The following is a 23885-nucleotide window of genomic DNA, read 5'->3' on the forward strand; positions in this document are numbered from 1 at the left end:
TATGTCAGAAGGCGTCAAAGAAGAGAACCAGCTGTATGACGAAATCAATATCACGCCGATGCTGGATTTGGCCTATGTGTTACTGGTGATTTTTATCATCATGACCACGGCATCAGTACAAGGCGTGAAAGTTGAAACGCCACAAACGGTGAACTCTGCTGCGTTGGCAAAACCGCAAATGCGGGCCATTACCATTACCAGTGATGGCGCAGTGTATTTGGATGCGTACCCAGTGGATATGGCGACCTTAGAGCAACGCTTGGCAGAGTACAAAAGTGGCAATCCGGAATTGCCAGTGGTGCTAAAAGGCGATGCTGCCGCCCATTATGAAAAGGTCTCAGAAGTGCTAGAGATTTGTAAAAAGTTAGATATTACTGAAGTCGGATTAGTGACGAAAAAGGTGGCTGAATAATGCAGGTTCAAAACGACGCTCAACCTTACGACACCATCAACATCACGCCGATGCTGGATTTGGCTTATGTATTGCTGGTGATCTTTATTTTGATGACCACGGCCGGTGTGCAAGGGCTGACGATGAACCTGCCCAAACCGTCTAACAAACCAAGCACCGAGAAGCACGACGTGAAAATTGTTCAGGTGCAGCAAGGTGGCTCCGTCACCATCAACGGTGCAGGTGTGAGCATGACGGAATTGGAAAGCCAGCTTAATAGCGCTAAAGCAGCAGACCCTAAATTTAACGTGATGATTAAAGGCGATGCCAAAGCGCCTTATGCAGGCGTAGTCAGCGTGATTGATTTGGTAAACAGACTAGAAATAGAAAACGTGGGTTTGGTCACCGGACGTATTGGAACTTAAGGATGCAAGTGACTCACGATCCGATGATTGATGGCGAAGACGCAAATACCATGCAATTGTGGTTGAAGCGTATTGCCATTGGGCTACTCGCGCTATTGGTGCTGGGTGCCATTGGCTACGGCATTAGCAAATTGATGTCTGGTGGGGCAACACACAAAAAACAAGTGACCACCATTAAGCTATTACCAGATACGCCGCCACCGCCACCGCCGCCACCCCCAAAGGAGCCGCCAAAAGAACAGCCTAAGGAGCAACCCAAAGAAGCGCCTAAAGCCCCTGAGCCTAAGCCAGCAGAAACGCCACCGGCTGAAAACCTGAAGATGGAAGGTGCGGCAGGCGATGGCCCCAGCCCATTTGCTGCAGGGGCGGTGAGCAATGACTATAAAGGTGGCGATGTGAAAACCATCGGCTCGGATGGTGGTGCCAAATTCAATTGGTATGCGGGTTTGGTCAAATCGCAAATTGAAAATGCGCTGGAAAAAGATAAGAACATCACCCAAGGGCAGTACAAATTAGTGGTGAATGTGTGGATTAAATCTAACGGTGATGTAGAGAGACTGGACTTGGTGCAATCCGATGCCAAAGATGACGTAGAGCAAGCTGTGAAGGCAGCGTTGAACAGCATGCCACGCATACGAGAAGCACCACCAGAAGGTATGCCGCAGCCCATTAAGTTACGTATTTCTGCAAGAAAGCTTGGCTAACAAGCAGTAAATGAATAGATGAGAGAACAATAGAATGATTAAACACTTGCCGATGAAAAAGATATCCCTTGCGATTTCCATCATGATGGGCTTAGGCATGACTGCGACACAAGTCCAAGCGGATGAACGTGAATCGCTGGAGCAGTTAAAAGCCACCACGACCAACTTGATTGATCTGTTAGTTAAAGAAGGCGTATTGCCTAAAGACAAAGCAGATGCTTTGGTGAAAAAAGCGACAGAAGATGCCGCCAGACAAGTCAAACAGCAACAGGCGTTGGATGCGCTTGTAGCAAAACCAAACGAAACGGCTGTTGTGGATGAGAAATCGGTACGCGTGCAATATGTGCCAGAGCACGTGAAAAAAGAAATGCGCGCCGAAATTGAAAAAGAAGTAATGACCAAACTCAACTATAAAGCAGGTGAGCGCTTGGGCTTGCCTGGCTGGCTGGACCGTATTGAGTTTTACGGCGATATTCGTTTACGTGCACAAGAGGATAGCTTTGCTTCTGATAACGCAGACATCGCTCGTTTAAACGATCCAGAGCAGGATATGAACCTTAAAAATTCCACAGTAGATAGAGACCGCTTGCGTGTACGCGCTCGTTTGGGTGCAGATATCAAAGTGAATGACTGGCTCACGGGCGGCTTGCAGTTTGTAACAGGCTTGCAAACAACACCAGTCACGCCTAACCAGACCGAAGGGATTGCACAAGGTAAATATATTTTTGGTTTAGACCGCGCATTTTTAAAAGCCACACCAAGACCTTGGCTAATGGTAGAGGGTGGGCGCTTTGCCAACCCTTTTCTCTATACCGATATTATGTTTGACCCCGATTTGGCGTTTGATGGCGTGGCGGCAACATTTTCGCCAAAATTGACTGACTCACTCACCTCGTTCACGACAGTTGGCGCCTTTCCTATTGAAGAAGTCGAATCGTCTGAAGACAATAAGGCAAAAGACAAATGGTTGTACTCATTGCAAACTGGGCTGAAATGGCAAGCACCGAATAAATCTACGGTGAAGTTGGCAGTGGCTTACCATGATTACAAAAATGTAGAAGGACAGTCTAATTCGGTTGGTTTAAATGACTACAGCGGCACTGCACCTGCCTTCAGACAGCGTGGCAATAGTACTTTTGATATCAATGCGGCGAACCTTCCAGGCCAAGCATCCATTATTGGTCTGGCCTCCAAGTTTGAGCAAATCAATATTATCGGTCAAATCGACTTTCTCAATTTTGACCCGGTACATGTCACCCTCACTGGCGATTACATCAAGAATATTGGCTTTGATAAAAACGAGATCCTGAGAAGAACAGGCAATCTCTATAAAGAAGAAACTGATGCCTTCCAAGTAAAAATGGATGTAGGCACCAAAACGTTTAGCGGGCTACGCTCTGAGGCGATTGAAAAAGATGATTGGCAAGTATCGTTGGCCTATAAACGCATAGAAGCCGACGCTGTATTAGATGGCTTAAACGACTCCAACTTTAGGTTAGGCGGTAGCGATGCTAAAGGTTGGGCTTTAGTGGGTAATTATGCGATTGATAAAAATACATGGGTAGGCGCACGCTACTTATCTGCTGATACGGTAAGCGGCTTGGATTATTCGGTCGATGTATTTTTATTGGATTTAAATGCCAAGTTCTAATATGCCCAGTTCTAACATGCACAGTTCTAACATGCACAGTTCTAATATGACAAATTTTCATGCAGATAGTGATAGGAGAGGCGATATGCGTATCTATTCCAAGTTAATTGCACTGATCATCATTCCATTTTTATTTGGCCTGTTTGCCGACCCAAGCTTTGCTGCGGAAAAGAAAGATAAAGCTGCGCGCAAGGCTGCATTAATGATGCAGAAAATGAAACAAGACATGGAAGCTGAAAAAGCAACGCTACAGGCACAGTTTGCAACAGAAAAGAAAACGCTGGAAGACCAACTCAAAGCAGAAGCAGAAGCCAAAGATCTGGCACAAAAAAAACTCAGTACGGCTGAATCTAAAGTGCGCAGCCTAGGTGCAGAACTCACAAAAGCAAACACTGAAAAAACAGCACTAGACACACAGCTGACGCAGACAAAAGCCGATTTGGAAACGACACAAAACAATTTGACTGAGTTAAAAACACAGCACCAAAAAGCACTGGGCGATTTGGCGTTTAATGATGGTCAGCGTAAAACACTATCTACAAACTTGGCGGAGACCACCAAATCACTCAATACCTGTGAAGATAAAAACGGCAAGCTCTATACCTACGGCAAAGAGCTAGTGCAGATTTATGATAATCCTAGCTTGTATGAATCGGTGATGCGTAAAGAAAAGTTTTTTCAACTAAAACGCGTGGAGCTGGAAAATATTTTGCAGAGTCAGCAAGATAAATTGGACGAAGCGCGGTACGTGCACGTCACTAAGCCATACTGAGTGGGTATGAAGGTTGGCTATATCGATAGTTTATCTAAATAGCCAACCAGTAATTAATCACGCAGTAAGCGCGTTATTTCTTTTTAGATGATTTTGTTAACATTTGCGCACGCTTTTCACGCCATTCTTTCAATTCTTCGTCTTCAATTTCCAGTTGGATGGCGAGTGCCTCTTGTAACGTTAGCTTTTGGTCTTCAGCACGGCGATAGAGCTTGCCGCGCATTCTGTACTGCAGCTTGTCAATTTCATCGTCTGAGAGATCTTGTGCTTTTGCTAGGTATTCTTCTTTGGCGGTTTTAATTTTCACTTGATATCCTTAAGTCAACGCATACGGGCGTAGGCCGTGCCTGCGCAGATTATAAAACGGATGTAATAGCTGCTATGTTAAATATTTATGAAATAAATGATACACCTCAGTGTAAAGCATAGTCTGCATAGCCTATATTTTATAGGCACGCCGTCATCACTGCGTCACGCCATTTTCATACGCTAGTTAGGTTTTAATTTGTATCATCAAAACTACTATTTAGAGGGAAGAGCAATGAAAAAAAGGATGATTACTGCGCTGGTCGCTGCGCTATTTTTGCCACATATGGCAATGGCCGATAGCCCATTTACCAGCATCACGAAAGCGTGGACATACAGCCATGCCAACACGGGCGTTACATCAGAGATCAGCGCTTACGACAGTATCAGCAACACCATTTGGGTGGCGGGTGTGGTCGGTGTAGATGTCTTGAATATGAGTAACGGTAGCTTAGTGCAACATATCGATACCACCAGTTTTGGCTCTATTAATAGTATTGCCATCAATAATGGCGTGGCTGCGTTTGCCATCGAATCTAGCACTAAAACCAACCCTGGTATTGTTCAACTTTACAATACAACCACGCGCGCCCTGACGAGCGGCACCAATACCATTACGGTAGGTGCGTTGCCAGACATGCTGACATTTACTGCAGATGGCTCTAAATTGCTAGTAGCTAACGAGGGTACGCCAAGTACTTATGGCGCAAGAATCGGCAGCACAATCCCACGCGTGTTTGGCGCGGCAGCGGTAGACCCAGCGGGCAGTGTCAGTGTGATTGATATGAATACACGTACTGTAGCGGCAACCGCAGGTTTGAATGGCGTAGCGCAATCTGGTAGCTATATCCGTACCAATACTGGTATGGATTTTGAGCCTGAATACATTGCTGTGAATGCTGCAGGCACTAAAGCCTATGTGACACTACAAGAGGCGAATGCGATTGGCGTGTTAAATTTGAACACCAATCAATTCGATCGAGTGATTGGTTTAGGCGTTAAAGATTTTAGTTTGCCAGGTAACACGATCGACCCATCCAACAATGGTACCGTCAATTTCGTGTCTGCCAATGTAAAAGGCTTTTACATGCCGGATGGTATTGCAGCCTATCAAGCCAATGGTCAAGATTACTTGGTCATGGCGAATGAAGGCGATTTCCGTGAGGATGATGGTGACCGCTCTGCAGCTAGTTCAGTAGGTGCAACAGGCGACCTCACCAATCTGCGCGTGACCAATACAGATTCATCTGTTGGTAACTTATTTGCAGCAGGCGCTAGATCGTTCTCTATTCGTGATGCCAGTGGCAATATCGTATTTGATAGTGGTGACTCTTTAGACAAAAAAGCGGCCGAATTAGGCATTTACGATGATGCAAGAAGCCGCGACAAAGGCGTGGAGCCAGAAGGCGTGGAGTTATTTACCATCAATGGCAGAACGATTGCTGCGATTGGTTTAGAGCGCACACTTAAATCAGCAGTAGCGTTGTATGACGTGACGGATCCAACCCAAGCCAGCATTATTGACATGATTGTGACCGATGGGGACTTAGCGCCAGAAGGCATTGAAGCGTTTACATTCAATGGCTTGACTTACTTGAGCGTGACTAACGAGACATCTAACACTACTTCGCTATATAACCTTGCTGCTGTGCCAGAACCTGAGACTTATGCCATGTTACTTGCTGGCTTAGGGTTAATGGGTGTGAGCGCACGTCGCAAAGCAAACAAATAAACTGTATTGATGCTGTTAAAAAAGCCTCGTATTTGCGAGGCTTTTTAATTGTTGAAATGCAGCTTGTGCCAGTGGTTGAAAGTAATCAGCCATCTTGGAGTAAAGATAGATTGTCATTGCAATCAAAGTTTGTTAGATTAGGCTCATGGCTTTAAATAACACTAGATGGGTTACGTTAGCGGTTGCTATTTGCTTTGCAATTTTGCAAGCATTGCAACCGTTTATTCACGCGCATCTAGATACTGAGCACCCCATTCAACACACTGGTTTTCATGTGGGCGATGAGCACGAAGAAGCTTATAGTGTGGAGCATTCAGCAGACCATGCCGTATCAAATATTCCGCATGCTACGCACACAATTTCAGTTGCTTCTGGCATTAAGCAAGATGTTGATGTTAAGTTGCTTATTAATATCCTTGCTGTGGTATTCAGTGTTTGCTTTTTACTCAAGTTACAAGCCACTCAAAAACTCAACCCCGCACTTTTATCAAACCCCAAAGAGTCTCTCAAGCGACGGCTGCCTGCCGCACGCGCTCCACCCCAACGCTAAATTCAATTCGTTGATAGCTACTCATTTCTAAGTCATTACTTAGATGGAAGTTATCGGATTTGTATTAGATTTGGGAGAGCATCTTGCTATTCACACTGAAATATTTTATTAAGCCAGTCAGCACAGCGCTTTTGATGATGGCCTTTACCAGCCATTTGGCAAACAGCGCCGAGCATGTAGAACCAGCTTATCCATTAACGCTAGCAGCGGCAATAGACTTAGCGATGCGCGCTAATCCTAGCATTGCAGTTGCAAAGCGTGAGCTTGAAGCGATTGAAGGCGTGAGAACGCAAGCTGCGGTTCGGCCTAACCCTACCATTTCTACTTCGATGCAAGACACCCGTAGCGACACCCGCCAAATCTATCTGCAACTCAATCAAGAAATTGAAATGGGAAATAAGCGTGAAGCCAGAATAGAGGCTGCGGATGCTTTCTACCAAAAAGCACTAGCGGCGCTTGAGAGTAGAAAAGCAGAGGTGCATGCCAATATAACCAATGCATTTTATGAGGTGTTAGCAGCGCAGGAACGATTAAAGCTAAGCAAGTCCTCTCTGGATACTGCAAATCTAGCATTGGATGCGGCTGCCAAACGCGTGAAAGCAGGTAAAAGCGCACCGGTCGAAGAGACCAAATCCAAGATAGCTGAAGTTGGCGCCAAGATAGAGTTTAATCAAGCCACCAGCCAACTCAACAGCGTACGCAAGCGCTTAAGTGCCTTATGGGGCAATCCATTGCCGGTGTTTGAGAGTGCGCAAGGCAATGTTGAGGAAATTCCGCCTGTTGCGACTTCCGCAGAGCTATCCGCCTTGTTAGAAAATGCACCAGCCATTAGCCTAGCCAAGCTAGAGATAAGCACGCGTGATGGAATGACCAAGATTGAGCGTAGCAAAGCCACGCCCAATATCACACTTAGCGCCGGTGTCATCAATAACCAAGAGCTAGGTGGGCTGAATCAAGCATTGCTTGGATTAACTGTGCCCATACCGTTGTTTGACCGCAATCAAGGCAATCTACAAGAGGCGGTCAGCCGCCAGTATAAGGCGCAAGATGAGCTCGTTGCATTAAGAGCACAGTTGGAAGCCAACCTTGCAACCCATTATGAGCGGCTAAGCGCATCAAGACAAAGTGCGGAATCGTTACGTAGCGAAATACTGCCTAGTGCTCAAAGTGCATTTGATGCGGCAAGTAAGGGGTTTAGTGCGGGTAAGTTTAGTTTTTTAGATGTGCTAGATGCCCAGCGCACCTTATTTCAAGCCAAATCTCAATATATTCAGGCCTTGTTAGATGCACATCAAGCTGTTGCTGAAATCGAACGTATTTTAGGTAATCGGGTGATAAATCCAACCCAACGGACACAGGAGTAACACATGCGATTCATACACAAAAACAAACAAATCGTAGCCATTTTTGCGGTGATTGCCATTGGCGTGATATTGGCAATATGGATACTAAGCACTGAAAAACCTAAAGCTATGGATGAAGAGCATGGGCATACAAATGAAAGCATGTCTTCAGCGCCGGATACCAGACCCCAACATGGTGCGCCGGGACACAACCATGAAAAAGACCATTTGCCTTTGCCTACAAGTGATAGCGTGCCACACGATGCGCATGAACATCAGGCACAACCGCATGAAATATTAAAGGGGCCACATGGCGGCAAACTCTTTACGCAAGCCGGCTATGGCTTGGAAGTGACTATTTTTGAACAAAACGTACCGCCAGAATTCAGGATATATGCCTATCAAGATGGTCAAGCACTCGCGCCGGAAGCCTCTACCGTCAGCATTGAATTGGACCGATTGGGACGTAAGCCAGAAGTGTTTAAGTTTGAGAAAGAGAATGACTACCTCAAAAGTAATGCGGTGGTTGAAGAGCCACATTCTTTTAAGGTCAATATCACTGCGCAATACAACAACCAACACTATCAGTTTGCTTACGATCAAGTGGAGGCAAGAGTGCAAGTGAGTGATAAGCAACTTACGTTGAATAGTATCGAGGTGCTGACAGCAGGGCCTGCAAGCATTAAGTCTGTATTAAATTTACTGGGTGAAATCAAGCGCAATGCAGACAAAAGCGTACAAGTAGTATCACGCGCCAGCGGTATTGTGGAATCGGTCAATGTGAACGCTGGCGACAAAGTGCATAAAGGCCAAGTGCTGGCCAGCGTGTCTAGCCAAGCCGTTGCAGATATGCGTAGTGATTTATTGGCAGCACAAAAACGGATGGAGTTAGCGCGTACAACCTACATCAGAGAGAAGCAACTTTGGGAGGAAAAAGTCTCTGCTCAGCAAGATTATCTGCAAGCGCAGAATGACTTGCATGAGGCAGAAATTACTGTGCAACGCTTACAGCAAAGGCTGGTAGCCATAGGCGCGAGTGCCAGCAGCAAAGGACTCACACGCTATGATATCCGCTCCCCAATTGATGGTGTGGTGACCAATAAGCAAATCAGCCAAGGTCAAGTAGTCAGTGAGACAGATAGCCTTTATGAGATTTCAGACCTATCTACCGTGTGGGCCGAGATGGTGATTTATGCCAAAGACATCAACACGGTAAAGGTCGGCCAAACCGTTACCATTAAAGCAACCGCCTTTGCAGCAGAAACTACTGGCGTGATTGCTTACGTCAGCGCTTTGGTTGGCGAGCAGTCTCGTACCGCGATGGCGCGTGTGGTGTTAAATAATGCTGGCCGTATTTGGCTGCCAGGGTTGCCAGTCAATGTCGTACTTGTTTCCGATGAAGTAAAGGTGCCGCTGGCCGTATCTGTAGAGGGCATACAAACGTTGCGAGATTGGTCTGTGGTGTTTGGCCGTTATGGTGAATATTTTGAAGCCAGACCTCTGGTGCTCGGTCGGCGAGATGATAAGTACGTTGAGGTGTTGGAGGGTATTCAAGCGGGCGATAAGTATGCGGCAGGTAACAGTTTTTTGATTAAAGCAGATATTGGTAAGGCAGGGGCTAGTCATGATCATTAAATTAGCCACCTTGACGCAAGAAACTATCCAATCGAAGGAGTGCTGCTATGTTTGAAAAGCTGATTCGTTTTGCCATTGATCAGCGTTGGCTCATCATGCTGATTGCATTGGCTATCGCCATAGTGGGTTTCTTTAGTTACAAAGCGCTGCCTATTGATGCTGTCCCCGACATTACTAATATTCAAGTGCAAATAAACACCGCAGCCCCAGGCTATGCACCACTGGAGGCTGAGCAAAGAGTGACCTACCCAATTGAGACAGCAATGGCGGGGTTGCCTAGATTAGAACAAACGCGTTCAGTTTCACGCTTTGGCTTATCGCAAGTCACCGTTGTGTTTGAAGAGGGTATGGATATTTACTTTGCACGCCAACTCGTCAACGAGCGGATACAACAGGCGAAAGAGAAGTTGCCCGCTGGTATTTTGCCTGTAATGGGGCCCACGTCGACTGGCCTTGGTGAAATATTTATGTGGACGGTTGAAGCGAAAGAGGGTGCTTTAAAAGCAGATGGCACACCGTATACGCCTATGGATTTACGTGAAATTCAAGACTGGACTATTAAGCCGCAATTGCGCAATGTGCCCGGCGTCAATGAAATCAATACGGTCGGCGGTTTCGTCAAGCAATACCAAGTGGCACCTTACACAGACCGTTTAATGGCCAGAGGGTTGACACTGAATCACTTGGTGGCGGCACTGGAAAATAACAATGCCAATATTGGCGCAGGGTATATCGAAAAATCAGGTGAGCAGTACTTGATTCGTGTGCCTGGCCAAGTCAGCAGTTTAGAAGACATTGGTAACATTGTGGTGGATACGCAAGCAGGTGTTCCGGTACGTATCCAAGATGTGGCTGACGTGGTGATTGGAAGTGAGTTACGCAATGGCGCTGCCACTGAAAATGGCCAAGAAGTAGTGTTAGGTACGGTGTTTATGCTCACAGGGGAAAACAGCCGCAAAGTATCTGCCGCGGTAGAAGCCAGACTCACACAAATCAACCAAACCTTACCCATGGGGATTGTTGCAAAAACAGTTTATGACCGCACGACCTTGATCGATAAAGCGATTAATACCGTCAAAACCAACCTATTGGAAGGCGCGTTATTGGTGATTGTGGTGCTGTTTATTTTTCTAGGTAATATGCGTGCAGCCGTGATTACCATGCTCGTCATCCCACTGGCCATGCTCTTTACATTCACTGGTATGGCGGCAGGCAAGGTCAGTGCAAACTTGATGAGTTTAGGGGCCTTGGACTTCGGCATTATCATCGATGGTGCAGTGGTGATTGTAGAAAACTGCATGCGACGGCTTGCGCATGCGCAAACCAGTTTGGGCCGCCCACTGACTAAGCAAGAACGTTTTTCCGAGGTGTTTACTGCTGCGCAAGAAGCCAGAAAACCATTGGTGTACGGCCAGCTGATTATTATGGCCGTGTACTTGCCCATCTTTGCACTGACGGGCATAGAGGGCAAGATGTTCCATCCGATGGCATTTACGGTCGTCATTGCATTGATTGGTGCGATGCTGCTTTCAGTGACGTTTATCCCGGCAGCCGTTGCCATTTTTATCACGGGTAAAGTCGAAGAAAAAGAGCAGGTGCTGATTCGCTGGTCTAAAAAGCGTTACTTAACGTTGTTGACATGGGCAATGGTCAATAAGGCCTTGGTGCTGACAATCGCTGTGGTATCCGTGCTATTAAGTGGCTTGTTAGCTAGCCGCATGGGCAGCGAGTTTATCCCCAGTTTAAATGAAGGCGATATTGCGTTACATGCACTGCGTATCCCGGGCACCAGCCTGACACAAGCTGTTGAAATGCAAAAAGAACTGGAGCACACAATCAAAGGGTTTCCACAAGTGGATCGCATTTTTGCCAAACTAGGTACCGCAGAAATCGCCACTGACCCAATGCCACCGAGTGTTGCAGATAACTTTATTATGCTCAAGCCCACATCAGAATGGCCTGACCCTAGCTTGACCAAAAGCGCGCTGATTGCACAAATGCAAGAAGCTGTGCAACAGGTGCCTGGCAATAACTATGAGTTTACGCAACCCATTCAAATGCGTTTTAATGAGCTGATATCAGGCGTGCGCAGCGATGTAGCCGTCAAAGTGTATGGTGATGATATGCAAGTGATGCATGCGACAGCAGAAGAAATTTCCAAAGTGTTATCTAGTATTCAAGGTGGTGAAGATGTCAAAGTGGAGCAGACAACGGGCCTGCCCATGCTAACCGTGAATATTGACCGCCAAAAGATTGCAAGGTTGGGGGTCAATATTGCGGACGTACAAGATGCCATCTCTATTGCAATGAATGGTCGCGAAGCCGGCACCCTATTTCAGGGGGATAGGCGATTTGAAATTGTGGTTCGACTACCAGAAGAGGCTAGGGCGGATATAGAAGCGTTCAAACGGCTACCGATTAACATCAACGGCAAAACGGAGACACCTGTTTACTTGCAGCTTGGCGAGGTAGCCAGTATTGACATTGCGCCTGGTGCAAACCAATTTAGTCGCGAAAATGGAAAACGTAATGTGGTGATTACCGCCAATGTGCGTGACCGCGACATTGGCTCTTACGTGGCAGAGGCACAGCAACGTGTGCAGCAGGAAATAAAAATCCCCACGGGATATTGGATGCACTGGGGCGGGACTTTTGAGCAATTGCAGTCTGCAAGCCAGCGCTTGCAAGTGGTAGTGCCGTTGGCATTGTTATTGGTATTTGTATTGCTTTATGCCATGTTTAATAACTTTAGAGATGGCCTGATTGTATTTACCGGTATTCCATTTGCGCTTACAGGCGGTGTGCTTATGCTGTGGTTAAGAGATATTCCCCTATCCATTTCTGCCGGCGTTGGTTTTATTGCCTTATCTGGCGTGGCGGTGCTGAATGGCTTAGTCATGATCAGTTTTATTCGCCAGTTATTAGCAGAAGGAAAACCACTAGACACGGCCATCGAGGAGGGTAGCTTGAGTCGTTTAAGGCCTGTTTTAATTACGGCGCTGGTAGCGTCACTCGGCTTTATCCCGATGGCGATTGCGACCGGCACGGGTGCCGAAGTGCAAAGGCCGCTGGCAACTGTCGTGATAGGCGGTATATGGTCTTCAACATTGTTGACGCTGTTAGTGCTACCTTTACTTTATCGATTGGTTTACCACCGAAGTAAACTTAATTTTAGCTAGGCTGGGGAGTGAGCGCTGTGATGACTGGAAATATTTGGTTTCTCCCTAAAGTTTTGGCCTGGTACAAGCGCATGTCAGATTCATGCCATAGCTTTTCAAAGTTTTGTGCTACTTCAGTGGAACTGGCTATACCAATGGAAACTGTCAGTGCAATCGGGGTGTCGTGTAACAACCTAAAGGAATATTCCTGAACTGCTAGCCTTAGTCGCTCGGCAATCGCTAGCGCAGCTTCTAAATCTGTTTCTGGTAATAGCACGGCAAACTCCTCACCACCGATACGCCCAACTAAATCATGCTCACGTAATATGTATTGCATTACTTGGCTTAATTGTTTTAAAACGTTATCGCCTGATAGGTGTCCGTATTGGTCATTCACCGCTTTAAAATGGTCTATGTCTAGCATAAACAGAGATAGCGGATATTGATAACGCTTAGCACGCGCTAATTCCAAATGGGCTTGCTTCATCAAAAAACGTCGATTAGCCAGCCCGGTCAGATCATCATGGTTGGCTTGCTGTGATAGCTTGTCGATTAAATCAAGACGATCTGTCACATCACGCGCAATACCAACAAATTCAATTAATTCACCCTGTGCGTTAGTTAAGCCTTTTCCCGTCCATTCCAAACGGCGTATACCTCGCGCAGTATTCTCTCGATGTGTAAAGTTGACCGCATAAGGGGGAGTGAATAATTGATTAAAAAACACATCAACCATGGCTCGATCATCTTCTACTACATCCTCTGAGTAGTGCCGTCCTAGCAAGTTGTTAGCTTCAATACCGTATAGTGCACAAAATGCAGGATTCACATAGGTGTAATGGCCGCTTAAACTCACTTTGATAATGAGGTCTAAGCTATTTTCGACCATGCAACGAAAATCATGTGCTTGCTGATGGGGGTTGGGGTGTGCAGAGGAGGCTGTTGCTGTTTGATGATTTTCCATCTTGGGTAGATCCATATTTCTTCATTTTGTTGGTAAATATCGGCAAGCTTAGCCTATATCTTAAGCCCAACTCATGGTATCAAACTTGCATGTGTAGCTTATTTCAGCAATATCAATCAATTTCAATTTGATATTTGCTTTAGATTGCAAGTATGAATATCTGGCAAAAAAGCCCTGCGAAAAGGGCTTTTCAACCTGTATAATGCTTATTTATTAACTGCAGATTTAAGTGAAGCACCTACTGAAAAGCTTACGCGGTTACTTGCAGCAATTTTCAATGTTTCGCCATTTGCAGGATTACGGCCATCGTAAGCAGGTTTATGCGTTACTTTGAATTTACCGAAGCCGATGATGTTCACATCATTGCCTTTTGCTAAGGCATCAGTAATCACAGCCAACACATCGTTTAACGCTTCTTGAGCCTCTTTTTTGTTGCGGCCATTGCTTGCCAATAACTCCACTAATTCTGATTTTCCAATAATTACTTTTTTTTCTGTTGTAGCCATCTGTATTTCCTCTACTTGGTAGTTAATCGTATGAAACCCTATCAAACGGGGTGATGCGACAATAAAGCACAAGTTAGTTAAGGTCAAATAGAAAACTGCATAACAGGGCGCATTTACATAGTTTGCGCATTTATTTACACATTTAAGGAGCATTTCCCGTGACCAACGCACAACGCAGAGCGCTAGCCAGAATGGCTGAATTGAACTCAGCAAGTAACGGCAGCAAGCCTGCGCCAACCCTCAGTAGTGCGTTTAGCCCACATGCACTGGGCGCGTATTATGTTATTTCGGTGGCAACGGTTGGCAAAATCATCAATTTACTAGCCAATGAAATCGAACCGCCCGTTTATACGTATGGAATTACCACCATTCACTTTGAACGGGATACGGATACCGGCCAATGGTTCTGGTTTGATGGTAAGGAAAAGCTATCCCCACGCAAAAACCAGAGCAACTGGCGCTTAGGTAGCAAGATAATATATGACACGCGCGAAGCTGCAGAAGCTGAACTTCAGCGAGTGATGGCAAAAAACGGTGACCGCGTAACCAAAGTACATGATTTGCCAGATGATTTAACGCATTTAAAAAAAATCCGTAGTGCAAATCATCCAGACCGCAACAACCCTGATTCCGACCATGATCTTTATCAAGCAGTGGTCGAGAAAATTGACAGAATGCGTTTGGCGAGTGTTTGAAGCGTGTAGTGAATGTCATCTATATCCTGTCCGGCAGAATCCCCAAAGCAGGCCTAACAATGACTTCCTCCATCACTAAACCAACCAACTTAAATTAAAAATTAAAAATCACTGCTGTAGTCGCGGTTAGACTTTCATCAGAAAGCCCGTCATTATCTTCAAAGATTTTGTCCTGACTGTGAAATTTCCTCAGCTCTGCTCTAATCGCAACATTATTGGATAGCCTGTAATCAAGATTAGTTGAATAGCTGAATGTTCTAAAGCCATTAGGTGTGTCAGTGGTGACAATCACACCATCTTTATCTTGGTAATATTCTGCTCTTACAGCCAGACTCAACTTATCCGAGTAGGTATATTTTGCAATCACAATAGGCGTCAACCACACGTTGTAGCGTTTGCTGTTTCTCTCAGTTTGCTCAGCACCAATATCAAACCCTGTAATGAGACCCCATCGATCATTTAATTGATATTGGCCATAAAAATTGTGGAAATAACGCATTCTTCTATCGTTATCTGACTTATCGTTACCAATGAATGAACTGCTATTAAGGGTAATGTTTGCGTTGGGTTTGTAAGTGAGTTGATGGCCGATTGCTGGCGTTGTATTGCCATCTGGCCTTTGAATGCGTTGCCAGCCATTCAATAGTAAGCCACTGGCATACCATTTGCCATCGTCTGAGGTATAAGAAAGCCTTACGCCTGTTTCAAAATAAGGCGAGTTATCCGCCAGCATGCTTCTGGTCAGCGTCCAATTGTCTAAGCCAATGGCACTTTCAAATCCAATGTGTGAGGGCATCACACCTGCATCCAGCCACACGTTATCAGTAAGCTTTAACCCAACATTCGCTTCGAATATCTTTTGTAAGTCTCTAGGCTCTAATGCGTAATTAGCGCGCATGTAAGTGCCTGAACCTAAAGCCAAATTGGCTCGCATGCGCTCAGTATTTACACTCGCTTTAATAAGCCCTAGATTAATACTGGGTTTGTCTGTGACATTGTGGCTATAAGTAAAGCCAGGCCGAATATCACCTGTGGGGCGATTAAAATCATGCAGATAGTAGGTTTCCAGATAACCACTTATACGAACATCAATAGGTGCTTGTTGAGTGGCGCCTTGAAATTGCGGCGTTTGTATTGTCACATCCTCTTCACTGGCTTGAGCTATCGTGAGGTAAGTGCAGCTTGCTATGCCAATGAGGGCGCTAATATTTGTTAACAGTTTCATACTTTCCATAATCCCTTTTGTTTAACTTTCATGTTCGCAATTGTGTTGATTCAAAGCACTTGCGATACATAACTAGCTTATCTTGTCAGGTGTTAAACAGTTGTAAAACTATGGTGACTCGATATAAAAAAACTGTAAATATCGAGCGTTATTCCAATGATTGGTGTGCAATGCATCACAATCAGTCAGCGCGCTATCTTTAATCTTTACACTTTTTTTACACCACTGCGCAGACTTATTACGACATTTTTACTGCGCGAAGCCTACCATTCGCTCATCACAAACTTCATCACATAATCAAATGTATTTTTACAGCGCTGTCTTGATTTGCATTTATCTCATTTGTTGTTATGGGGTGATCTATTTATTGTTGAATTGGATGGATGAAAAATGAATGTAATGCTTTGGGCCAGTGGTGCATTGGCTTTGCTTGTGCTGATTTATTTGATGTACGTATTGTTTAATCCGGAGAACTTCTAATGCTCTCAAATATGGTTGTTCAAGTGGGTTTGTTTTTTATAACGCTTTTGGTACTCACCAAGCCCATGGGTTTGTGGTTATCAGCCGTAATGCATGGTGAATGTAAATTTATCAATAAAGTAGGTGGGCCAGTTGAACGGGCAATCTACCGGCTCATTGGTACATCACCAGAAGGTGAGATGGGCTGGCGGCAATACGCAGTTGCAGTAATGATTTTTAATGTAGTAGGCGCAATCTTCATCTATTTTTTACAGCGCTGGCAATTAAATTTACCTCTCAATCCACAACAGTTCCCGGCTGTCAGTGTGGATTCATCAATCAATACGGCCATTAGTTTTGTCACCAACACTAACTGGCAGGGTTACGCTGGTGAGGCAACCATGAGTTACCTCACGCAAATGTTGGGATTAACCGTACAGAACTTTTTATCTGCGGCTACAGGTATTGCTGTGTTGTTCGCGCTGATTAGAGGCTTTGCCCGACATACGTCTAAAACAATCGGTAACTTTTGGGTCGATGCCACACGCTCGACCTTATATGTCTTATTACCCTTATCTTTTTTGCTGGCGGTTGCGCTCATTGGGCAGGGCGTCATTCAAAATTTTGATGCCTATCAAGAAGTGACAACGATCAATCCAACCAGCTACATTACAAAAGATGCAGCGGGTAAAGACATTACCCAAACGACTAATACGCAAACCATTGCTATGGGGCCGGTGGCATCTCAAGAGGCGATTAAAATGTTGGGGACCAATGGTGGTGGCTTTTTTAATGCCAACTCAGCACATCCGTTTGAAAACCCGACGCCGCTATCAAACTTTCTGGAAATGCTCGCCATCTTTTTAATTCCAGCAGGATTGTGCTTTGCATTCGGCAAAATGGTCGGTGATAAGCGGCAAGGTTGGGCAATTTTTAGCGCGATGTTCATCATTTTTATCGTGATGGTAGCTGCGACGCTATGGGCAGAGCAATCAGGCAATCCAGTGCTTACTGCAAATGGTGCAGATCAAACTGCGGTGGTTTCTGAATCAGGTTTCGCACTTCAATCTGGCGGCAACATGGAGGGTAAAGAAACGCGTTTTGGTATCGTTAGTTCTGCATTATTTGCCACCATTACCACAGCAGCTTCATGCGGTGCAGTCAATGCAATGCATGACTCACTGACGCCCATTGGTGGATTAGTGACGATGTGGCAAATGCAGCTAGGAGAAGTTGTTTTCGGAGGGGTTGGTTCTGGTCTTTACACCATGTTGATTTATGCTGTACTCGCGGTATTTATTGCAGGATTAATGATAGGACGCACACCCGAATATTTAGGTAAGAAAATCGAAACCTATGAGATGCAAATGACCGCGCTCATTATATTGGTCACTCCGTTGCTGGTGTTGATGGGTACCGCCCTTGCAGTAAGCGTTGCTGATGGCGTTGTCGGTATTGCCAATCCTGGCGCACATGGCTTTAGTGAGGTGCTCTACGCTTTATCATCGGCTGCAAACAACAACGGTAGTGCTTTTGCAGGCCTATCTGCCAACACACCATTCTACAACTCATTGTTGGCGGTAGCGATGTTCTTTGGTCGCTTCGGCATCATTATTCCTGTGTTGGCAATAGCAGGTTCTATGGCGGCAAAAAAACGTATTCCAGTGAGTGTGGGCACTATGCCAACACACGGGCCATTGTTTGTCATTTTATTGATAGGGGCGGTCATTCTGGTAGGGGCATTAACTTATATACCAGCGCTTGCACTTGGCCCTGTGGTTGAACAATTACAGATGCTTAATATTTAAAAGATACATTTTAGGATAACACCATGTCTAGTCCCGCAATCAAATCATTGTTAGACCCTACGCTAGTCAAACCCGCTATTGTAGATTCATTTAAAAAATTGGCACCTCAAATACAGTGGCGCAACCCTGTCATGTTCGTTGTATATCTTGGTAGCTTGCTGACAACCGCTTTGCTCATTCAGGCCTTGCTTAGTCATTCAGAATCATCGTTAGGCTTTATTGCCTCCGTGGCCATTTGGTTATGGTTTACTGTGTTGTTTGCCAACTTTGCAGAAGCGATGGCCGAAGGACGTAGCAAAGCGCAAGCAGCCTCTCTCAGAAGTGCTAAAAAGAATGTCGTCGTCAAAAAACTGGCGAATGAATCCAGAGATGCTGCGGTCACCATTACAGACAGCAATAGCATACAAAAAGGAGATATTCTCTTGATTGAGGCCGGTGATATGATACCGGCGGATGGCGAGGTGATTGAGGGAATAGCGTCCGTGAACGAGGCCGCAATTACTGGTGAGTCTGCACCCGTCATTCGAGAATCTGGCGGAGACTTTAGTGCCGTGACTGGCGGTACACAAGTACTATCTGATTGGATAGTTATGCGTGTCACGGTTAATCCAGGTGAAGCATTTTTAGATCGCATGATTGCCATGGTTGAAGGGGCAAAACGTCAGAAAACGCCAAACGAGATTGCACTCACTATTTTACTGGTGACATTAACTATTGTGTTTCTGTTGGTAACAGTCACGCTAATGCCATTTTCTTTATTTAGTGTAAACGCTGCAGGTGCCGGGAGTCCGCCAAGCGTGACAGTACTTATCTCTTTATTAATCTGCTTAATTCCCACAACAATTGCTGGTTTATTATCAGCTATAGGTGTGGCTGGCATGAGTCGTATGATGCAGGCCAATGTGATTGCGACATCTGGCCGTGCAGTAGAGGCGGCGGGGGATGTCAATGTACTGCTGTTAGATAAAACTGGCACCATTACTTTAGGTAATCGCCAAGCGTCTATTTTTATTCCTGCTGCGGGCATTACTGAGCAAACGTTAGCAGATGCAGCACAACTCGCATCCATGATGGATGAAACCCCAGAAGGTCGAAGTATCGTTGTGCTAGCGAAAAATCGTTTTAATATCCGTGAGCGCGATGTGATGTCACTTGGTGCAAACTTTGTGCCATTCACAGCGCAAACGAGAATGAGTGGCGTTAATTTACAAGAGGGTGAACATCAACGTCAGATTCGTAAAGGTGCAGCCAGCGCTATTCAATCACACGTGGAAAGTTTAGGCGGCGAATTTTCAAACGATATTACTCAAAAAGTGGATGAGGTAGCACGTCGAGGCAGCACACCATTGGTTGTTAGCGATGGTAGTCAAGTATTAGGAGTGGTTGAACTTAAAGACATTGTAAAAGGCGGTATTAAAGAGCGTTTTGCAGAGCTGCGACGCATGGGCATTTCTACCATTATGATTACTGGCGACAATCGTCTCACGGCTGCGGCGATTGCAGCAGAGGCAGGTGTGGATGACTTTCTAGCGGAAGCAACGCCAGAAGCTAAATTGAAGTTAATCCGCGACCATCAGGCAGAAGGTAAGTTGGTCGCCATGACCGGTGATGGTACGAACGATGCGCCTGCACTGGCACAAGCGGATGTGGCGGTAGCCATGAATACAGGTACGCAAGCGGCAAAAGAGGCCGGCAATATGGTGGATTTGGACTCAAACCCGACTAAATTAATTGAAATCGTAGAAATTGGTAAGCAAATGCTGATGACCCGAGGCTCATTAACTACATTCAGTATCGCCAATGATGTCGCTAAATACTTTGCCATTATTCCAGCTGCGTTTGCCAGCACCTATCCACAGTTAGATACGTTGAATATCATGCAGCTGACCAGTCCGAATTCGGCCATTTTATCGGCGGTGATATTCAATGCGCTTATTATTATTGTGTTGATTCCATTGGCACTTAAAGGCGTGAGCTATACCGCGATTGGTGCGCAACAATTGCTGCGTAAAAACTTGGTAATTTATGGCTTAGGGGGGTTAATTGTTCCTTTTATTGGGATCAAAATCATTGATATGTTGTTAACGGCTTTAGGTTTAGCCTAGTTTATTCATAGTGAGCAAAGTGAAGGAAAAATCATGCAAGAAACATTAAGCGGTCATAGCGATACATTGAGTTTCAAGTTGGTACTTAAAGCACTAAGGCCAGCACTCATGCTGTTTGTGATATTGACCATCATCACGGGTGTCATATACCCACTGGTAACAACAGTGGTTGGACAGTGGTGGATGCCATTTCAGGCCAATGGCTCTCTTATCGAAAAAGGTGGGATCGTTGTCGGGTCTTCATTCATCGGACAGAATTTCACGGAAGCAAAATACTTTTGGAGTAGGCCGTCTGCCACAGGGCCTTATAGTTACAACGCAGCCGCATCCTCTGGTGCTAATCAAGGACCACTTAACCCAGCGCTTGCAGATGCAATCAAAATCCGCATAGCTGCTTTAAGAGAGGCGGATACTGATAACAAATTGCCAATTCCTGTAGATCTAGTGACGGCCTCGGCAAGTGGGTTAGACCCACATATCAGTCCCGCAGCCGCGCAATATCAGCTAACCAGAGTTGCAAAGGCAAGAGGCTTGAGCGCGGAAAGCATTCAACAGATGATTGATAACCATACAGAATCGAGGCAACTAAGCATTTTGGGAGAGCCTAGAGTGAATGTATTACAATTAAATTTAGCTTTAGATAGCATAGTGCAACCATAGTACGCTGCTGTAATTTATAAATATGTGATAGCAATTACACCTATGACAAATGATGAACGACCAGATCCAGACCAGTTACTAGAAAAAATCAATAAGGAGGCTGAGCGTGAAAAACGAGGTCAACTTAAAATATTTTTTGGTGCTTGTGCTGGCGTGGGTAAAACCTTTGCCATGCTGTCAGCAGCAAGGACAATCAAGCAAGACGGCACAGATGTCATCATCGGTATTGTAGAGACGCATGGTAGAGCTGAAACAGCAGCCCAGCTTGGTGATCTAGAAGTGTTGCCATTGAAGAAGGTGGCTTATCGAGAGAAAGACTTAACAGAATTTGATTTAGATGCGGCATTAGCACGCAAACCATCGCTTATTCTGGTGGATGAGTTAGCACACTCCAACGTTGAGGGTTCACGCCACCCTAAACGCTGGCAAGATGTGGAGGAGCTGTTATCCGTAGGCATTGATGTGTTTACCACGTTAAATGTGCAACATATCGAAAGCCTCAACGATGTGGTTGGTCAAATAACAGGGATTCGCGTCAATGAGACCATTCCGGATAAAGTGTTTGATATGGCGGATGAAGTTACATTGGTTGACCTCCCTGCAGATGAACTACTGCGGAGGCTACAAGAAGGCAAGGTGTATCAAGCGCAACAAGCAGAACGTGCCGGTAAAAGCTTTTTTCGCAAAGGTAATTTAATAGCTTTGCGTGAAATGGCATTAAGAAGAACTGCCGATCGTGTGGACTCACAAATGCGTGAGTACCGCAATGACAGTGCAATTAGCCAAGTGTGGCAGACTAAAGATCGTTTGTTAGTATGTGTGGGCACGGATGCAGAAGCTGAAAGACTTGTCAGAGTGGCGGCAAGGCTAGCGCAGAGTTTAAAGTCCGATTGGCTGGCTGTGTACGTTGAGACACCCAAGTTGCAACGGCTGCCAGAAACGCAGCGCAGTATTATTGCAAAAACACTTAAACTTGCTGAGACATTAGGCGCTGAAGCTGCATCGCTAAGTGGTACCAATGTTGCAGAAGTCATACTTAACTACGCTAGAAACAAAAACGTCACCAAACTTGTGGTTGGAAAATCGAATCGCTCTGCTATCGAGCGACTGATTTACCCCGGGGTTGTAGACGATATCACTCACCTAGCCACCGACATCGACATTCACGTTGTGTCGCGAGAACGCACATTAGCAGAAAAATATACCGATTCAAAAAACGCATCCCAAGCTGAAGTTTCAACTCACGAGGTTGCTTATACTGGTTATTATGTTTCGGCAATGGTATGTGTAGCAACTGTATTGATTGCGACGCTACTTATGCAGTATTTTGAATTGGCCAATGTAGTGATGTTGTATCTGTTAGGTGTGATTTTAATCTCATCTAGATACGGCAGAGGACCAGGTATTTTCTCATCCTTTATAAGTGTCGCTACGTTTGATTTTATTTTCGTGCCACCCAGATTCTCATTCAGTGTATCCGATACCCAATACCTACTCACTTTTGGCGTCATGCTGACTGTTGCTCTAGTGGTGAGTAATTTGACTGCGAACTTACGTTATCAGGCGATGGTAGCCATGCACCGAGAGCGGCGAAGCCAAACACTCTATGATTTAGGAAAGGCTTTGGCTTCTGCATTGACAGCAAACCATATCATTGAAATTAGCACGCATCAACTAACTGGTATTTTTAAATCTAAAGTATGCATATTGCTTCCTAATGGCGATGAAAAAGTAGTCATGCCACTTCAAAACAAGCAAGATCCACCTCATGAAATACAAGACCAAAATCATCAGCTGGCTGTCGATTTGGGAATAGCACAGTGGGTATATGACCACCAGCAACAAGCTGGTCTGGGCACTGATACCTTACCTTCTACACCAGCGCTATATATTCCCCTGCAAGCCCCAATGAGAACACGCGGTGTTTTAGTGATTTTTCCGAGTAATGTTTTGTTTAAAGGCAGCAGGACAAGCATTTTGCTAGAGCAAAGACAATTGCTGCAGACGTTTGCCTCACAAATTGCCATTGCTATTGAACGCGTGCATTATGTAGAGGTTGCACAGCAAGCGCTTGTTTCAATGGAATCGGAGCGTTTGAGAAACTCCGTGCTCAGCGCAATTTCACACGATTTAAACACGCCACTTACCACAATTGTGGCAGCAGCTAGCTGGCTCAAGCAAGAAACGCCATTGAAAGACAAGCGATACGAGTATATTTCGATGTTATATAGTCAGTCTATTCGCATGAAAAATCTAGTCATCAACTTACTTGATATGGCAAGGTTGCAGTCTGGTAAAGTGAGGTTGAATAAACAATGGCAAGTATTGGAAGAAGTTGTAGGGACATCGCTTCGTACGATGAAAGAAATCTTAGGTAAACGAAATGTAGTGATTGATTTGCCCGTTGACTTACCTTTGGTTGAATACGACGCAATTCTAATAGATAGAGTGTTGTGTAATTTATTAGATAACGCCGCTAAATACACAAGCGCGGACAGCAAAATTTACATCAGCGCTAGAACAAATAAACACGATATGTTGATCTCAGTCGCTGATGATGGTGCAGGGCTACCTAAGCACGCTGAAATTCAAATATTTGAGAAGTTTACCCGTGGCGAGAAGGAATCTTCGAATACAGGCGTTGGATTGGGATTGTCTATTTGCAAAAGTATTGTAGAAGCGCATCAAGGAAAAATATGGGCATCGAACAAACTGCCGCAGGGTGCAATATTCACATTCTCGCTACCTTTAGGTACACCGCCAGCATTGCCACAGATTGAGGAACATTGAGGTATC

The 23885-nt window shown here is 45.2% G+C and carries 20 protein-coding genes; 16 read left to right on the top strand and 4 right to left on the bottom strand.

The window, feature by feature from the left end; genetic code table 11:
* The first annotated feature begins 1 nt into the window (after position 1).
* The 5 genes from A3Q3_RS0102105 (at position 2) to A3Q3_RS0102125 (ending at position 3943) form a co-directional block, all read left to right on the top strand.
* Positions 2 to 412, top strand: a complete 411-nt coding sequence (locus A3Q3_RS0102105) for a biopolymer transporter ExbD (protein ID WP_020181916.1) — start codon at positions 2 to 4, stop codon at positions 410 to 412.
* Positions 412 to 816, top strand: coding sequence for a biopolymer transporter ExbD (locus tag A3Q3_RS0102110; protein ID WP_020181917.1), 405 nt, complete (start codon positions 412 to 414; stop codon positions 814 to 816). Before A3Q3_RS0102105 ends, A3Q3_RS0102110 begins: the two co-directional genes overlap by 1 nt.
* Positions 817 to 818: 2 nt before the next feature.
* Positions 819 to 1520 carry a TonB C-terminal domain-containing protein gene (locus A3Q3_RS0102115; protein ID WP_020181918.1) on the top strand — a complete coding sequence of 234 codons (702 nt, stop codon included), beginning with the start codon at positions 819 to 821 and terminating at the stop codon, positions 1518 to 1520.
* Between the two features lie 34 nt (positions 1521 to 1554).
* Positions 1555 to 3171 carry a putative porin gene (locus tag A3Q3_RS0102120; protein WP_020181919.1) on the top strand — a complete coding sequence of 539 codons (1617 nt, stop codon included), beginning with the start codon at positions 1555 to 1557 and terminating at the stop codon, positions 3169 to 3171.
* A gap of 85 nt (positions 3172 to 3256) precedes the next feature.
* Positions 3257 to 3943, top strand: coding sequence for a hypothetical protein (locus A3Q3_RS0102125; RefSeq protein WP_020181920.1), 687 nt, complete (start codon positions 3257 to 3259; stop codon positions 3941 to 3943).
* 73 nt (positions 3944 to 4016) lie between these two features.
* On the opposite strand, the gene A3Q3_RS0102130 is transcribed toward A3Q3_RS0102125, so the two are convergent.
* The gene (locus A3Q3_RS0102130) at positions 4017 to 4250 is read right to left on the bottom strand and encodes a hypothetical protein (RefSeq protein ID WP_020181921.1); all 234 of its coding nucleotides are present in this window, start codon (positions 4248 to 4250) and stop codon (positions 4017 to 4019) included.
* A 234-nt stretch (positions 4251 to 4484) separates the two neighbouring features.
* On the opposite strand from A3Q3_RS0102130, the gene A3Q3_RS0102135 reads away from it, so the two are divergent.
* The 5 genes from A3Q3_RS0102135 (at position 4485) to A3Q3_RS0102155 (ending at position 12688) form a co-directional block, all read left to right on the top strand.
* On the top strand, positions 4485 to 5981 hold the full coding sequence (locus A3Q3_RS0102135; protein WP_026361694.1) for a choice-of-anchor I family protein: 1497 nt from the start codon (positions 4485 to 4487) through the stop codon (positions 5979 to 5981).
* A 145-nt stretch (positions 5982 to 6126) separates the two neighbouring features.
* Positions 6127 to 6531 (top strand): hypothetical protein, encoded by a 405-nt coding sequence (locus tag A3Q3_RS13510; protein WP_020181923.1) that lies wholly within the window; start codon positions 6127 to 6129, stop codon positions 6529 to 6531.
* Positions 6532 to 6614: 83 nt separating this feature from the next.
* Positions 6615 to 7895 (top strand): TolC family protein, encoded by a 1281-nt coding sequence (locus A3Q3_RS0102145; protein WP_020181924.1) that lies wholly within the window; start codon positions 6615 to 6617, stop codon positions 7893 to 7895.
* Positions 7896 to 7898: 3 nt separating this feature from the next.
* The gene (locus A3Q3_RS0102150) at positions 7899 to 9509 is read left to right on the top strand and encodes an efflux RND transporter periplasmic adaptor subunit (protein WP_020181925.1); all 1611 of its coding nucleotides are present in this window, start codon (positions 7899 to 7901) and stop codon (positions 9507 to 9509) included.
* A gap of 47 nt (positions 9510 to 9556) precedes the next feature.
* The gene (locus A3Q3_RS0102155; RefSeq protein WP_020181926.1) at positions 9557 to 12688 is read left to right on the top strand and encodes an efflux RND transporter permease subunit; all 3132 of its coding nucleotides are present in this window, start codon (positions 9557 to 9559) and stop codon (positions 12686 to 12688) included.
* Here the strand turns inward: A3Q3_RS0102155 and A3Q3_RS13515 are convergent.
* On the bottom strand, positions 12681 to 13631 hold the full coding sequence (locus A3Q3_RS13515; protein WP_198288900.1) for a sensor domain-containing diguanylate cyclase: 951 nt from the start codon (positions 13629 to 13631) through the stop codon (positions 12681 to 12683). The genes A3Q3_RS0102155 and A3Q3_RS13515 overlap by 8 nt on opposite strands.
* 206 nt (positions 13632 to 13837) lie before the next feature.
* Positions 13838 to 14137 carry an HU family DNA-binding protein gene (locus A3Q3_RS0102165; protein ID WP_020181928.1) on the bottom strand — a complete coding sequence of 100 codons (300 nt, stop codon included), beginning with the start codon at positions 14135 to 14137 and terminating at the stop codon, positions 13838 to 13840.
* Between the two features lie 158 nt (positions 14138 to 14295).
* Here A3Q3_RS0102165 and A3Q3_RS0102170 point away from each other — a divergent pair, with 158 nt between their 5' ends.
* Positions 14296 to 14832 carry a hypothetical protein gene (locus A3Q3_RS0102170; RefSeq protein WP_020181929.1) on the top strand — a complete coding sequence of 179 codons (537 nt, stop codon included), beginning with the start codon at positions 14296 to 14298 and terminating at the stop codon, positions 14830 to 14832.
* A gap of 94 nt (positions 14833 to 14926) precedes the next feature.
* On the opposite strand, the gene A3Q3_RS0102175 is transcribed toward A3Q3_RS0102170, so the two are convergent.
* Complete coding sequence (locus A3Q3_RS0102175) at positions 14927 to 16057, bottom strand: porin (RefSeq protein WP_020181930.1); 1131 nt, start codon at positions 16055 to 16057, stop codon at positions 14927 to 14929.
* Between the two features lie 390 nt (positions 16058 to 16447).
* Here A3Q3_RS0102175 and kdpF point away from each other — a divergent pair, with 390 nt between their 5' ends.
* From kdpF to A3Q3_RS0102200, 5 genes are read left to right on the top strand one after another with little or no spacing between them, the layout of a single operon-like run.
* On the top strand, positions 16448 to 16537 hold the full coding sequence (gene kdpF, locus A3Q3_RS14255) for a K(+)-transporting ATPase subunit F (protein ID WP_020181931.1): 90 nt from the start codon (positions 16448 to 16450) through the stop codon (positions 16535 to 16537).
* Positions 16537 to 18324, top strand: a complete 1788-nt coding sequence (gene kdpA / locus A3Q3_RS0102185; RefSeq protein WP_026361697.1) for a potassium-transporting ATPase subunit KdpA — start codon at positions 16537 to 16539, stop codon at positions 18322 to 18324. The genes kdpF and kdpA overlap by 1 nt, the downstream gene beginning before the upstream one ends.
* A gap of 23 nt (positions 18325 to 18347) precedes the next feature.
* Positions 18348 to 20429: a potassium-transporting ATPase subunit KdpB gene (kdpB, locus tag A3Q3_RS0102190; protein ID WP_020181933.1), complete on the top strand. Its 2082-nt coding sequence runs from the start codon at positions 18348 to 18350 to the stop codon at positions 20427 to 20429.
* Between the two features lie 33 nt (positions 20430 to 20462).
* Complete coding sequence (gene kdpC, locus A3Q3_RS0102195) at positions 20463 to 21089, top strand: potassium-transporting ATPase subunit KdpC (protein ID WP_020181934.1); 627 nt, start codon at positions 20463 to 20465, stop codon at positions 21087 to 21089.
* Positions 21090 to 21131: 42 nt separating this feature from the next.
* Positions 21132 to 23879 carry a DUF4118 domain-containing protein gene (locus A3Q3_RS0102200; RefSeq protein ID WP_020181935.1) on the top strand — a complete coding sequence of 916 codons (2748 nt, stop codon included), beginning with the start codon at positions 21132 to 21134 and terminating at the stop codon, positions 23877 to 23879.
* Positions 23880 to 23885 lie beyond the last annotated feature (6 nt).

Source organism: Methylotenera sp. 1P/1 (assembly GCF_000384355.1).
Lineage (GTDB): Bacteria > Pseudomonadota > Gammaproteobacteria > Burkholderiales > Methylophilaceae > Methylophilus.

What these genes read in the sequence shown, in the direction of transcription:
- A3Q3_RS0102200 (WP_020181935.1), top strand. Translation starts at nt 21,132, where the DNA reads ATGACAAATGATGAACGACCAGATCCAGACCAGTTACTAGAAAAAATC.
- A3Q3_RS13510 (WP_020181923.1), top strand. Translation starts at nt 6,127, where the DNA reads ATGGCTTTAAATAACACTAGATGGGTTACGTTAGCGGTTGCTATTTGC.
- A3Q3_RS0102155 (WP_020181926.1), top strand. Translation starts at nt 9,557, where the DNA reads ATGTTTGAAAAGCTGATTCGTTTTGCCATTGATCAGCGTTGGCTCATC.
- A3Q3_RS0102165 (WP_020181928.1), bottom strand. Translation starts at nt 14,137, where the DNA reads ATGGCTACAACAGAAAAAAAAGTAATTATTGGAAAATCAGAATTAGTG.
- A3Q3_RS0102120 (WP_020181919.1), top strand. Translation starts at nt 1,555, where the DNA reads ATGATTAAACACTTGCCGATGAAAAAGATATCCCTTGCGATTTCCATC.
- A3Q3_RS0102110 (WP_020181917.1), top strand. Translation starts at nt 412, where the DNA reads ATGCAGGTTCAAAACGACGCTCAACCTTACGACACCATCAACATCACG.
- A3Q3_RS13515 (WP_198288900.1), bottom strand. Translation starts at nt 13,631, where the DNA reads ATGGAAAATCATCAAACAGCAACAGCCTCCTCTGCACACCCCAACCCC.
- A3Q3_RS0102175 (WP_020181930.1), bottom strand. Translation starts at nt 16,057, where the DNA reads ATGAAACTGTTAACAAATATTAGCGCCCTCATTGGCATAGCAAGCTGC.
- A3Q3_RS0102105 (WP_020181916.1), top strand. Translation starts at nt 2, where the DNA reads ATGTCAGAAGGCGTCAAAGAAGAGAACCAGCTGTATGACGAAATCAAT.
- A3Q3_RS0102135 (WP_026361694.1), top strand. Translation starts at nt 4,485, where the DNA reads ATGAAAAAAAGGATGATTACTGCGCTGGTCGCTGCGCTATTTTTGCCA.
- kdpC (WP_020181934.1), top strand. Translation starts at nt 20,463, where the DNA reads ATGCAAGAAACATTAAGCGGTCATAGCGATACATTGAGTTTCAAGTTG.
- kdpB (WP_020181933.1), top strand. Translation starts at nt 18,348, where the DNA reads ATGTCTAGTCCCGCAATCAAATCATTGTTAGACCCTACGCTAGTCAAA.
- A3Q3_RS0102115 (WP_020181918.1), top strand. Translation starts at nt 819, where the DNA reads ATGCAAGTGACTCACGATCCGATGATTGATGGCGAAGACGCAAATACC.
- A3Q3_RS0102150 (WP_020181925.1), top strand. Translation starts at nt 7,899, where the DNA reads ATGCGATTCATACACAAAAACAAACAAATCGTAGCCATTTTTGCGGTG.
- kdpF (WP_020181931.1), top strand. Translation starts at nt 16,448, where the DNA reads ATGAATGTAATGCTTTGGGCCAGTGGTGCATTGGCTTTGCTTGTGCTG.
- A3Q3_RS0102125 (WP_020181920.1), top strand. Translation starts at nt 3,257, where the DNA reads ATGCGTATCTATTCCAAGTTAATTGCACTGATCATCATTCCATTTTTA.
- kdpA (WP_026361697.1), top strand. Translation starts at nt 16,537, where the DNA reads ATGCTCTCAAATATGGTTGTTCAAGTGGGTTTGTTTTTTATAACGCTT.